10 protein-coding genes and 1 pseudogene are annotated in these 12,323 nt (G+C 67.4%); 6 read left to right on the forward strand and 5 right to left on the reverse strand.

Annotated features, from left to right (window positions below; genetic code table 11):
• Positions 1-580: 580 nt before the first annotated feature.
• Positions 581-673, reverse strand: a pseudogene (locus HWX62_RS33070) (DUF3995 domain-containing protein); the annotation flags it as partial.
• Positions 674-893: 220 nt separating this feature from the next.
• On the opposite strand from HWX62_RS33070, the gene ald reads away from it, so the two are divergent.
• Positions 894-2,009, forward strand: coding sequence for an alanine dehydrogenase (ald, locus tag HWX62_RS12130; protein ID WP_175928339.1), 1,116 nt, complete (start codon positions 894-896; stop codon positions 2,007-2,009).
• A gap of 45 nt (positions 2,010-2,054) precedes the next feature.
• On the opposite strand, the gene polX is transcribed toward ald, so the two are convergent.
• The 4 genes from polX to HWX62_RS12150 form a co-directional block, all read right to left on the reverse strand.
• Positions 2,055-3,824, reverse strand: a complete 1,770-nt coding sequence (polX, locus tag HWX62_RS12135; protein ID WP_175928338.1) for a DNA polymerase/3'-5' exonuclease PolX — start codon at positions 3,822-3,824, stop codon at positions 2,055-2,057.
• Positions 3,825-3,972: 148 nt separating this feature from the next.
• Complete coding sequence (locus HWX62_RS12140; RefSeq protein WP_175928337.1) at positions 3,973-4,365, reverse strand: TraR/DksA family transcriptional regulator; 393 nt, start codon at positions 4,363-4,365, stop codon at positions 3,973-3,975.
• A gap of 383 nt (positions 4,366-4,748) precedes the next feature.
• Positions 4,749-6,161: an undecaprenyl-phosphate glucose phosphotransferase gene (locus HWX62_RS12145; RefSeq protein WP_175928336.1), complete on the reverse strand. Its 1,413-nt coding sequence runs from the start codon at positions 6,159-6,161 to the stop codon at positions 4,749-4,751.
• A gap of 11 nt (positions 6,162-6,172) precedes the next feature.
• Positions 6,173-6,955: a Crp/Fnr family transcriptional regulator gene (locus HWX62_RS12150; RefSeq protein ID WP_175928335.1), complete on the reverse strand. Its 783-nt coding sequence runs from the start codon at positions 6,953-6,955 to the stop codon at positions 6,173-6,175.
• A gap of 921 nt (positions 6,956-7,876) precedes the next feature.
• Between HWX62_RS12150 and HWX62_RS12155 the strand changes: the two genes are divergently transcribed.
• From HWX62_RS12155 to HWX62_RS12175, 5 genes are all read left to right on the forward strand, one after another.
• Positions 7,877-8,659, forward strand: coding sequence for a Crp/Fnr family transcriptional regulator (locus tag HWX62_RS12155; RefSeq protein WP_175928334.1), 783 nt, complete (start codon positions 7,877-7,879; stop codon positions 8,657-8,659).
• 180 nt (positions 8,660-8,839) lie between these two features.
• The gene (locus tag HWX62_RS12160) at positions 8,840-9,091 is read left to right on the forward strand and encodes an acyl carrier protein (protein ID WP_006490451.1); all 252 of its coding nucleotides are present in this window, start codon (positions 8,840-8,842) and stop codon (positions 9,089-9,091) included.
• On the forward strand, positions 9,088-10,284 hold the full coding sequence (locus HWX62_RS12165) for an acyl-CoA dehydrogenase family protein (protein WP_175928333.1): 1,197 nt from the start codon (positions 9,088-9,090) through the stop codon (positions 10,282-10,284). Before HWX62_RS12160 ends, HWX62_RS12165 begins: the two co-directional genes overlap by 4 nt.
• Positions 10,281-11,255, forward strand: a complete 975-nt coding sequence (locus HWX62_RS12170; RefSeq protein ID WP_175928332.1) for an amino acid--[acyl-carrier-protein] ligase — start codon at positions 10,281-10,283, stop codon at positions 11,253-11,255. Before HWX62_RS12165 ends, HWX62_RS12170 begins: the two co-directional genes overlap by 4 nt.
• Entirely contained in the window at positions 11,252-12,307 is a 1,056-nt protein-coding gene (locus tag HWX62_RS12175; protein ID WP_175928331.1) for a DUF1839 family protein, read from the forward strand. Before HWX62_RS12170 ends, HWX62_RS12175 begins: the two co-directional genes overlap by 4 nt.
• Positions 12,308-12,323 lie beyond the last annotated feature (16 nt).

Here is a 12,323-nt window from a genome sequence, read left to right on the forward strand (position 1 = left end):
CGGACGCGCGCATTCCGCATGCCGCGTGCCCGGCACGGCAGCCGTGCCGCTCGCGGCCGGTCGCCCTGTTCTTTCGTGTGTTGCGCACAACCTCGATGCAGGCGCCGCGCCGCGCGATCCGCGGGGGCGCCCTCATTGCAGCCGCGCGCCGCCCCGTTGCCGGCGACGCTGCGCGGATCGGCCTCTTCGCGGGCCCTATCGTCGGACAAATACCGGCATCGACCTGCATCTGCCCGTCATCGTCCATGACCCTAGTTCAACTTAGACGTCGCGTCTGCCCACGGCAAGCGCAACGTGCACGACCCTCTTTCGGGGTCCGGCGACGAGTGCGGCGAATTATATATGGAACCGGTTCCATTACCAGAGGGTTCGATGCAATTCTGTGCATCGAAATTAGCAACAATGGGGAATCCGGAAGCCGGAATGTGCAAGGATGGCGAGATCGCGGATAGCCTCGGCGGTCGGGCAGACGATCGGGATGCCGCGGGCGCGTGTCGCTTTCCGGTGCCGCCGCCCGATCACAGAGGGTGCCGGATACCTGACGCCGATCGATACCCGCGCGGACCGAGTCGCACGCCGCTCACCACGGCCAGAGCATCGACGCGATCGACAGCGGCAGCGCCGCACACAGCGGCGAGCAATACAGCGTGTCCATCCGCGCGAAACGCAACCCGCACGACGATACCGAAACCAGCGCACGTGCGCATTGCGACGTCCCGTCGCAACCGGTAGCGGCGCGTGTTGCGTTGCAGTGCGCGTGCGTCGACGCACGGGCAGGCCGCTTGACTTCCCTCCGTGCACCACTACCCTGTTATTCCAGTACTGCGGTCGGCACGCCGCTGTGCCGCCGGCTGTCCGCACGACGACGATAACGAAGGCCATGGAGGCGACTCATGCTGATCGGTGTGCCGAAAGAGATCAAGAACCACGAATACCGCGTCGGCCTCACGCCGGCCGGCGCGCGCGAACTCACGCGGCACGGCCATCGCGTGCTCGTGCAGCGCGGTGCGGGTACGGCGATCGGCCTGCTCGACGACGACTACACGGCCGCGGGCGCGTCGCTCAGCGACGGCGCCGACGAAATCTTCGCGCGCGCCGACATGATCATCAAGGTCAAGGAGCCGCAGCCGGCCGAATGCGCGATGCTGCGGCGCGGCCAAATCCTCTACACGTACCTGCATCTCGCGCCCGATCCCGATCAGGCCGCCGCGCTCGTGAAATCCGGCGCGGTCTGCATCGCATACGAAACCGTGACGGGCCCCGGCGGCGGCCTGCCGTTGCTCGCACCGATGAGCGAAGTCGCCGGCCGCATGTCGATCCAGGTCGCGGCGACCCACCTCGAAAGCCCGCGCGGCGGCCGCGGCGTGCTGATGGCCGGCGTGCCGGGCGTGCCGGCCGCGCATGTCGTCGTGCTCGGCGCCGGCGTGGTGGGTACCGGTGCGCTGCAGATGGCGGTGGGCCTCGGCGCGCGCGTCACCGTGCTCGACAACAACGTGAACCGGTTGCGCCAGCTCGACCTCGTGTTCGCCAACCGGATCGCGACCGTCTGTTCGAATGCGCAGACGATCGACGAAGCCGTGCGCGATGCCGACGTCGTGATCGGCGCCGTCCTCGTGCCGGGCGCATCCGCGCCGCGGCTCGTCACGCGCGAGATGATCGCGACGATGCGCAAGGGAGCGGTCGTCGTCGACGTCGCGATCGACCAGGGCGGATGCTTCGAGACCTCGCACGCGACCACGCACGCGGCGCCGACCTTCGTGGTCGACGGGGTGGTCCATTACTGCGTCGCGAACATGCCCGGCGCCGTCGCGCGCACGTCCACGTTTGCGCTGAACAATGCGACGCTCGGCCATGCGCTCGCGCTCGCCGACAAGGGCTGGAAACAGGCGATGCTCGACGATCCGCATCTGCGCGCGGGCCTGAACGTGTGCGACGGCCATATCACGTACGAAGCGGTCGCGCTGTCGCTCGGCCTGCCCTATGTCCCGGCCACGGGCGTGCTCGCGTGACCCTGCCTGCTCGAGTGGAACGCCACGCGGCCGGCCGCATGGCGTTCACGTCCCCTTCGACCGGCTCCGCTTCACGCCGCCGCCCGCACCGCCCATCGTGCGCGCCAGCAGCGGCCGCAGTTGCGCGAGCGTGCGCGTGTTCAGCACGTCCTGCCGCGTCAGCCAGCCGCGCCGCGCCTGGTCGACGCCGAACGCGAGGGTATCGAGCTCGTCCGCGCTGCACGCATCCGAGCCGATCGCGACCGGCACGCCGGCCTTCGCGGCCTCGCGGCACCAGACGTCCGGCAGGTCGAAGCGTCGCGGCTGCGCGTCGAGTTCGACGAAACAGCCGCGCGCGGCGGCGTGCGCGAGCACGCGCGGCAAATCGAGTTCGCAGGCGTCGCGCTCGCCGAGCACGCGGCCGGTCGGATGCGCGAGAATCGTGAAATGCGGATGGTCCATCGCGCGCAGCATGCGATCGGTCTGTGCGCCGCGCGGCAGATCGAAGCCATCGCGTACCGCGCCGACCACGAGATCGAGGCGGCCGAGCATCGCGTCGGGCACGTCCAGGCTGCCATCCTCGCGAATGCCGGCTTCCACGCCCTTGAGCAACACGAAATCGTCGAACGTCGCGTTGATGCGATCGATGTCGTCGATCTGCCGTGCGAGCCAGTCGAAGCCGCCACGATCGCCGTCGCCCGGCGGAGCGCGGTCGGTGACGGCCAGGTAGGCGAGCCCGCGCGCCCGCGCGGCGGCGGCCATCGCGCGCAGGCCGTCGCGGCCGGCCGACGCATCGGTATGCGCGTGCAGGTCGCCATGCAGATGCCTGCGCTCGACCAGCGCCGGCAGCGTGCCCGCACGCGACGCATCGATCTCGCCGCGATCCTCGCGCAGCTCGGGCGGCACCTCGTGCAGCCCGATGGCCGCGTAGACCGATGCCTCCGTCGCGCCGGCGATCCGCTCGTCGCCGCGAAACACGCCGTATTCGTTGATCTTCAGGCCGCCGGCCTGGGCGAGCCGGCGCAGCGCGATGTTGTGCGCCTTCGATCCCGTGAAATAGACGAGCGCCGCCCCGAACGCATCGGCATCGACCACGCGCAGGTCGACCTGCAATCCGTTGGCGAGCATCACGCTCGACCGGGTCTTGCCGTGCGCGAGCACGCGCGCCACGTCGCCGTAGCCGACGAACGCGTCGGTCACCGCGACCGGGTCGCGTGCCGTGACGAGGATGTCGAGATCGCCGACCGTCTCGCGGCGCCGGCGAAAGCTGCCGGCCGGCACGGCCTTGCCGACGCCGGGCACCGCGCGCAATCGTTCGAGCAACGGCGTCAGCGCATGCGCGGCCTCGGGCAGCAGGAAGCGTTGCGGCTCGCGCTGCAGGCGATCGTCGATCGCTTCGAGCAGATGCGCTTCGGTTTTCGCGCCGAAGCCCGGCAGCTCGCGCACATGCCCGCTCTTCGCTTCGGCGCGCAGTTGTTCGAGCGAATCGACGTGCAGCGCGTCATGCAGCGCCTTCACCCGTTTCGCGCCGAGCCCGGGCACCTCGAGCAGGTCGACGATCGCACCCGGCAGCGCATGACGCAAGGTTTGCTGCAGTTCGCAGGTGCCGGTCGCGGCGATCTCGCGCAGCTTCGCCGCAAGATCGGCCCCGATCGACGGAATCTTCCCGAGATCGTCACCGTTCGCGATCATCGTCGGGATATCGCGGCCGTAATCGGCGATCGTCCGTGCGGCGTTGCGGTACGCACGCACGCGAAACGGGTTGGCGCCCTGGATCTCGAGCATGTCCGCGATCTCGGCGAACACGGCCGCGCACTCGGCATTGTGGATCGGCATGATCGGCGTGGCTCCCTTCCACGTGGATGGCGCCGCGCACCGCGCGACGGCGTCTGCCCGCCCGGCGCCGCATGTCGACGCCGCCGGGCACCCGTTGGTCATCCTGCGCCGGCCGCGCCGTGCGTGCAGCGAGTTTGGAGCCGCGACGTCAGAGCGACGCGCGCGGCGTCGTCGCGTAGCGTCGCTCGTAAAGCGACTGGCAATGCGTACAGCGTTCGGCGGTCGGGCGCGCCAGCAGGCGCTCGTAACCCACCGAGCCGTCACAGTCGATGCAGTCGCCGTAACTGCCGTCGCGCATCCGCTGCTGGGCGCGGCCGATCGCGCGCAGTTCGGTCAGCTTCATGCCGATCAACGCATGATCGACGTCGACGAACAGGTCGGCGTTCGCCTCGTCGCCCTCGTCCGGCGCCGCGCCCGCCAGGTCCGCATAGGATTCCGACGCGCGCTGGTCTTCGCTCGTGCGGATCTCCGCACGCAGCGCCTGCTCGCTCTCGTTCAGCCGCTGTTTCAGCGTCCGCCGTTGTTGTTCGTCGAGCGACATGGCCGTCTCTCCTGTTCCGGGTTCCGCGCGAAAACAGAGCGGCGCGCGGTATCGCACCGGTGCGCGGCACGCAGGCATGACCCGCATTGCCGCATCCGGATCGGCGGCCGGACGCGCAAAACGCCGGACACCTTCGACGCAGGATAAACCCATTGAACACGCGTGTGTTGACCGGAATCAGCGTGCCGGTCATGCAGTGGCGCAGGGGCGGAAACTGGGGACCGACGCTCGATCCCGCCCTGCCGCGCGTGCCGGCGAGCGTGCCGGCACGATCGCAGCGCAGCAATTTTCCGTGAGGGCACGTCGCTGTTTACGTGCGCACGAACCGGCATTACGCCGGCGGTACGATCGCTCGCGCGCCACCGTCCAATAGTTCGTGTTCCTCAGAATGCATTGCGCCCGATGAAGCCGCGCACCACGGTCATCAGGATGATCTTCATGTCGAACCAGAAACTCCAGTTCTGCATGTAGAACAGGTCGAACTTCACGCGCGCCTCCATCGCCTCGACCTTGCGCGTTTCGCCGCGATAGCCGTTCACCTGGGCCCATCCGGTGATGCCGGGCCGCACGCGGTAGCGATACATGTAGCAGTCGATCAGTTGCCGATAGAGGTCGTCGTGTTCGATCGCGTGCGGCCGCGGGCCGACCACCGACATCTGCCCGAACAGCACGTTGAAGAACTGCGGCAGCTCGTCGAGCGACGTGCGGCGCAGGAACGCGCCGACGCGCGTGATGCGCGCATCGTTGCGCGACGCCTGCTGCAGAACGCCGGGCTGCACGCGATGCACGCGCATGGTCCGGAACTTCAGGATGTCGAACTCGCGGCCGTCGACGCCCTTGCGGCGCTGCCTGAACAGCACGGGCCCCGGCGACGACAGCTTGACCGCGATCGCCAGCATCGTCAGCAGCGGCAGCAACGGAATCAGCACGCCGAACGCGAACAGCCGGTCGAACGCGAACTTGGCCCACAGCTCAGGCGCGGAGCGAGGCGTGGTCGCGAGATTGATCGCCGGCATGCCCAGCACGTCGGTTGCGGAACGCTCGACGACCGACATCTGCCGCACGTCGGGCAACAGCCGCAACTCGACGAACTCGTCGCGCAGCTCGCGCACGATGCGCTGGATCCGCCACTCGTGCGACATCGGCAGCGTGAGCCAGACCTCGTCGATGTCGCCACCGCGAATCAGGTCACGCAATGCGTTCCAGTCGTCGATCACCGGCACGCCGCCGATGCCGCCCGTGGCGGCCGGTGCATCCGCATCGTCATCGAATACGCACGCGGCCGCGAACGGGCCGTTCGGCGCGAGCTGCATCCGCTCGATCGCCACGCGCCCGTACGACGTTGCGCCGACGACGGCGACGCGGCGCTGCCGCGCACGCGGGTCGCCGCGCGTCAGCGCGAGCGCCAGCAACGCCGCGCGGCCGAGCAGCAGCGACGCGTCGCCGGCCAGCACCGTGCGCACGATCCACCGGGTCGTGACCGTGCCGCCGCGGTTCATGATCCACATCGTGCCGGCCACCGTCAGCACGCTCGCGCAAACCACCGCCACCAGCGTGTGCGTCAGCACGTGCGCGCCGCCCTGCACCACCACGCCGCCGCGCACGGTGCGCAGGTAGCGCGGCAGCAGCGCCGCCATCAGCACGCACAGCAGCGCGATCGCACCGCGCTGCGCGTCGGACAGGTCGTGCCAGCCGAAACCCGACACCGCCTGCGCGACGAGCGCGCCCGCCAGCACGAGCACGACGTCGGCCGCCGCGATCGCGGCACGCCGCATCGCATTCGTTCCACCGGACATCGACCGCATCGTCACGCACCATGCGCGGGAAATCCGCGGTGCCCCTCCGGCATGCGCGGACGGATCGTCGCCGGCATCGCATTCGCGCGCGTGCCGAGCAGCCGGCGATAGTCCGCGCGAATCAGGTCGTAGCATTCGCACGCGTGATGTTCTAGGCCGTCGCGGTCGAGCACCGTGATGCGGCCGCGGCGCTGCCGGATCAGCCCGGCCTCCTGCAGATTCCCGGCCGCTTCCGTCACGCCCTCGCGCCGCACGCCGAGCATGTTCGCAATCGTCTGCTGCGTGACCGTCAGTTCGTCGCCGTCGATCCGGTCGTGCGCGAGCAGCAGCCAGCGGCTGAGTTGCTCGCTGACCGAGTGATGCCGGTTGCACAGCGCGCTGCGCGAGATCTGCGCCATCGTCGCCTGGCAGGTGTTGAGCAGCAGCCGGTAGGTCTGCGCCGACCGCTCGAACTCGGCGCGCATCACGCAACTCGGCACGCGATAGGCCATCCCGCCGATACGCACCTCGACCCGGCTCGACGCCGCGACGCCGCCGACCAGCGTCCCCAGCCCGACCACGCCCTCGCGGCCGACCACCGCCACCTCGACCATCGCGCCATCCTCCATCAGGTGCTGGACCGACATCATCGCCGTCGTCGGAAAATGCAGATGACGCATCGGCTCGCCGACCCGGTCGAGCATCCCGGCCTTGATCCTGACCAGTTCCAGATGCGGTGCGATGGTTCGGATGCTGTCCTCCGGGAGGGCAGCAAGGATGGCGTTCGCCGAGTAGCTGGAGTGAAGATGAAGCATGTCTGTATCCCTTTTATCGTCCGCGCCGCCTGCAGCCGCATGCACGGAACTCGTTATCGCGATGCGCGTCCGGACATTGACAGCGGTTGCGGCCCACAACCCTGAGTCCGACTGATCATCGGTTTGTCATTGCCCGATTGAGTCGACTGTCCCGTTTCTACACGCCAGCCCGAATAAGCGATTTACGTGCCAATAGCCGCCTGTCCTTAATATATGAATCACGGCCGATTTAGCGCCCCCGAATAACCGGCCCCAAAAGCAAAAAAACGTCTCATTTCCGGACACTCCGCCACGCGACGGACACAGCGGACATTCGACTGATCAATTCCCCCGCATCGGGCCAGGACGACCGCGCAGCGGCCACGACGCTTATCGTTCAAATACTTACGGCCGCTTTTCAATTGTTTCCGTGATGTGCAGCGCAGCATTTCCCGTCGTCATCGCGCCGCGCGCGCTCGCTTCAAACTGTCTCAAATTTGAATCGGCACACTGATTTCGGACTCTGTCCGCTACCGCACATATCAATCGTAAACCATTGATACAAATGGAAAATAAAGCTGCCCCCGATTATTTGTCAAATAATGTTCAATGCTTTTCCAACGCTTTCGCTGTACGATGCGCAACGTCGTTCGATTGACTCCCTATCGACATCGAATGACAAGCAAGCACACGATTCCATTTCCGGATGATTAATTCCGGGGAAACGAATCATTAAATCGGCATAACGTTTGCTCTCAATCGCAACCGTCAAACTTTGTGAAATAGCAAAATGTGGAATTGCCCCGATTCAATTGCGTGCTAGCCTTTTTCGCGAGTATCGTCATTCCGTTTTTTGATCAACAACAGTCCGCACGATCGTGCGAAATCCCGTTGCGGGGTTCGCCGAAACGACGCGCGACCGCCAACTTGCGAGGATGCGCCGTGACTCACCAGGCCGCCGACGCCGTCGCGCACGCGAACGGCATGATCGAGCTTTCCCATAGCCTCGACGCCAACCGGTTTCTCGCGGCCATCGACCGCGACGAACTCGCCACGCTGACGCCCCACCTGCAACTCGTCCATCTGAAATCCGGGCAAGTGCTGTGCGAACCCGGCGAAATGCTCGCCGCGGTCTACCTGCCGGTCACGACCGCGATTTCGCTGCAGTACGTGTCGTCCGGCGGCATGACGCTGGAAGTCGCGGAGATCGGCAGCGAAAGCGTGGTCTGCGACGACGTGATCGGCGGCAGCGGCCGGATGCCCTGCCGTGCGCTCGCGTGCCGGGACGGCTTCGCCTACCGGCTCGATCGGCGCGTCTTCGCCGCCGCGTTCGATGCGTCGCCGGTGATCCGCCATCTCGTGTTCGTCTGCGTGCGGCTGCTGATGGCGCAGGTATCGCAGATCACGTTCTGCAGCCGTCATCACGTGCTCAAACATCAGTTGTGCAGATGGTTCCTGCTCGCATTCGATCGCACGCGCAGCATCGAGATCCAGGTGACGCACAGCATGCTCGCGCAAATGCTCGGCGTACGGCGCGAAACGGTGACGGACGCTGCCGGCGAAATCCAGAAGCTCGGCCTGATTCGGCAATACCGCAGCTCGATCGAGCTCGCGGACCTCGACGGCCTCGAAAAGATGTCGTGCGGCTGCCGCGCGATCGTGCGCGACGAGATGAAGCGCATCCTGTCGGCCGACTCGGGCGTGCCGGCCGCGTCGCGGGCGTGATCGGCGCACCGGACCGGGACGGCGCCGCGGCGTCGCCCGCGTTCGAGGTCAGCCGTTTGTAGGGTGGCGAACAGAACGCCGTGTCTGCCGATGGTCTACTGATGCCGGACTGCCGGGGGGATGTCAGCGCATCGCGCGCGTCTGCCCGAGCGGACGACACCACGCACGCCGGAGCAGCACGTGAAAAACGAAATCAGAACCATCCTGAAGCACGTCGCCCATCTCGAAGCCGCGATCGATTCGATCGGCGACGGGGATGACCTCTATGAAGCGGGGCTCTCCTCGCTCGATACGATCCAGCTGATGCTCGCGATCGAGAAGCAGTTCAACATCGAGATTCCCGACGAGATGCTGAACCGCAACCTGTTCCGCAGCATCGACGCACTCGCGGACACGATCGCCACGCTGCAACGCACCGAGCACTCCGCATGAGCGCGCTGCTTCCCGAACTCGCGTCCGACGGCGATTCGCATCGCCTCGACGAGGCCGCGCATGCCGTCGCGCAGATCGCCGCCCAGCATGCCGACGCGGTCGATCGCGACGCACGCTGCCCCGTCGAGGCGATCGAGGCGATGCGCGCGCGCCGCCTGCTCGGTGCCATGGTGCCGACCCATCTCGGCGGCGCCGGTGCGTCGCTGGAAGACATTGCGTCGGCGTGCTCGATCCTCGGCCAGGCCTGTGCATCGTCGGCGATGGTGTTCGCGATGCACCAGATCCAGGTCGCCTGCATCGTCGACCACGCCGCCGACCAGGGCTGGCACAAGCTGTTCCTGCAGCAGCTCGTGCGCCACCAGTGGCTGCTCGCGTCGGCCACGTCGGAAGACGGCGTCGGCGGCAACCTGCGCACGAGCCAGTGCGCGCTCGAAATCGACGGCGGCGGGTTCCGGCTGCGCAAATCGGCGCCGACGATCTCGTACGGCGACTACGCCGACGGCATTCTCGCCACCGCGCGGCGCGACGCGGATGCGCCCGCTTCCGAGCAGGTGCTCGTCACGTTGCTGCGCGACGGCTATACGCTCACGCGCCGCGGCGAATGGGACACGCTCGGCATGCGCGGCACGTGCAGCAACGGCTTCGTGCTCGACGCGCAAGGCGCCGCCGTGCAGTGCCTGCCGGTGCCGTTCGCGAAGATCGCCGAGGAAACGATGGTGCCGGTCTCGCACATCCTGTGGGCCGCGGTATGGATCGGCGTGGCCGGCGATGCATTCCACCGCGCGCACCAGTTCTTCCGCGCGCAGGCGCGCCAGACCGACGGCGCACCGTCGCCCGCCGCGCGGCGCATCGCCGAATCGCTGGCATTGATGCAGGCGATGCAGGCCCGCGTCGACAACGTGCTGCGCCTCCACGCGAACGCGTCGGCCCGCTCGTGGTCGGCCGGCATGGCCTGGGCCGCCGAGATCAATACGCTGAAGACGTACGTGTCGGCGACCGCGCTCGAAGTCGCGCACCAGGCGATGATGATCTGCGGAATGGCCGGCTACAAGCAAGGCACGCCGTTCAGCATCGGCCGCCACATCCGCGACCTTCACGCGGCGCCGCTGATGATCAGCAACGACCGCATTGCCGCCAACACTGCGAGCCTGTTGCTCGCGCTGCGTCCCGCGACGCTGGAGAAACATACGTGAACGATCGCCTCGCCGTGCCCTCCTCCGCCTCCGTTCCCGCCGACGCACCGCTCGACCGTGCGGGCGTCAATCCGCTGCGCGACGCGCTGATCGACGCGGGCCTGCTGGTTTCGACCGGCATCCAGGGCCTGTTCGGCCGCAGCGAGCGCTTCGAGCGCGTGGTCGAAGCGCTCGATGCGTTCGTCACGCGTATCGGCGCCGACCAGCAGGCCGAAGTACTGCGCTTCCCGCCGGCGATGAGCCGCACCGAGTTCGAACGCAGCGAATACATGAAGAGCTTCCCGCAACTGGCGGGCAGCGTGCACGCGTTCTGCGGCGACGAACGCCAGCACCAGCGCGTGCTGCAATGCCTCGATCGCGGCGACGACTGGACTGAAAGCCAGAAGCCGACCTACGTCGTGATGACGCCGGCCGCATGCTACCCCGTGTATCCCGTCGTCGCGCGCGCGGGTGCGCTGCCCGCGGACGGCCGCATCGTCGACGTGTTCTCGTACTGCTTCCGTCACGAACCGTCGCTCGACCCGACCCGCATGCAGCTGTTCCGGATGCGCGAGTACGTGCGGATCGGCACGCCCGAGCAGATCGTCTCGTTCCGCGAGACGTGGATCGAGCGCGGCACGCGGATGATCGAGGCACTGGGCCTGCCGAATGCGATCGATCTCGCGAACGACCCGTTCTTCGGGCGCGGCGGCAAGATCGTCGCGAACAGCCAGCGCGAACAGAACCTGAAGTTCGAGCTGCTGATTCCGATCGAGCACGACGACCGCCAGACCGCGTGCCTGAGCTTCAACTACCACATGGACCATTTCGGGCTGCTGTGGGACATCCGCACCGCGACGGGCGACGTCGCGCACACGGGCTGCGTCGGCTTCGGCCTCGAGCGGCTCACGCTCGCGCTGTTCCGCCACCACGGCTTCGACCTCGACGCGTGGCCGCAAGCAGTCCGCGACGTACTGTGGGGCACGCGATGAGATTCGTTTCCCGCGACGGCGAAGACGCATCGTTCGAGAGCGTTCGCCACCGCGCGCGTCACTACCGGCCGCATCCGCTGCATAGCCAGGAGATGGTCTGGAAGCAGACCAACTGCTATGTCGACATGTGGCTCGAGGTGCTCCGGTGGTGGGGCCTCAATCCGTACGCGGCGCTGCCGTTTACGATCGCGCTCGATTTCGAGGGCGACCAGTTCACGTTCTTCAAGTTTCCGCACGACGAGCTGGAGCGGCTTTACGGGATCGTCGTGCAGGAACATTCGATCTACGAGCCGCTCGACCAGCACATCGAGACGCAGGTCGCGCGCGGCCACCTGATGATCGTCGAGGTCGACGCGTGGTTCCTGCCCGACACGCGCGGCAGCAGCTACCGCACGCAGCACACGAAAACGACGATCGGCATCGACGCGATCGACCGCGCGAAGCACCAGATCGGCTATTTCCACAACAGCGGCTATTACGTCGCCGAGGATTTCGACTACAACGGGCTCGTCGGCAGCAGTTCGCCGATGACGCTGCCGCCGTACGTCGAATGCGCGAAGCGACGCTTCGCACCGCTCGACGAGCGCGCGCTCTGCGAGGCCTCGCTAGCCGCGCTGCAACGCCACCTGCGGCGTCTGCCGGTCGTCGATCCGATCGCGGCATTCCGCCGGCAGTTGCAGACCGACGCGCACCTCCTCGCGGCAGCGCCGCTCGAGCGCTTCCATGCGTACTCGTTCAATTCGGTGCGGCAGCTCGGCGCGAATTTCGAACTGTTCGGCCACTATGCGCGCTGGCTGCAAGCGAGCGGCTGCATCGGGCCGTTCGCCGAGATCCGCGCCGCGTGCGATCGCATCGCGTCCGAAGCGATGGTGCTGGAATTCCGGCTCGCGCGCGCGTGCGCTCGCGGCAAGGAAGAACGCGGCGATTCGACGCTCGAGGCGATCCAGGCTGCGTATGCCGACGTCGTCGCGTGCGCGCGGCAGATCGCCGCGCCGTTGCGGCACGTGACGCCCGTGCGCGGCGACACGGCGCCCGTGTCGGTCATGCGGTGACGCGCGCGCGCACCCT

The sequence above is a fragment of the Burkholderia sp. BCC0506 genome (assembly GCF_902833145.1).
In the GTDB taxonomy this organism is placed as follows: domain Bacteria; phylum Pseudomonadota; class Gammaproteobacteria; order Burkholderiales; family Burkholderiaceae; genus Burkholderia.

What these genes read in the sequence shown, in the direction of transcription:
- HWX62_RS12175 (WP_175928331.1), top strand. Translation starts at nt 11,252, where the DNA reads ATGAGATTCGTTTCCCGCGACGGCGAAGACGCATCGTTCGAGAGCGTT.
- ald (WP_175928339.1), top strand. Translation starts at nt 894, where the DNA reads ATGCTGATCGGTGTGCCGAAAGAGATCAAGAACCACGAATACCGCGTC.
- polX (WP_175928338.1), bottom strand. Translation starts at nt 3,824, where the DNA reads ATGCCGATCCACAATGCCGAGTGCGCGGCCGTGTTCGCCGAGATCGCG.
- HWX62_RS12145 (WP_175928336.1), bottom strand. Translation starts at nt 6,161, where the DNA reads ATGTCCGGTGGAACGAATGCGATGCGGCGTGCCGCGATCGCGGCGGCC.
- HWX62_RS12140 (WP_175928337.1), bottom strand. Translation starts at nt 4,365, where the DNA reads ATGTCGCTCGACGAACAACAACGGCGGACGCTGAAACAGCGGCTGAAC.
- HWX62_RS12150 (WP_175928335.1), bottom strand. Translation starts at nt 6,955, where the DNA reads ATGCTTCATCTTCACTCCAGCTACTCGGCGAACGCCATCCTTGCTGCC.
- HWX62_RS12165 (WP_175928333.1), top strand. Translation starts at nt 9,088, where the DNA reads ATGAGCGCGCTGCTTCCCGAACTCGCGTCCGACGGCGATTCGCATCGC.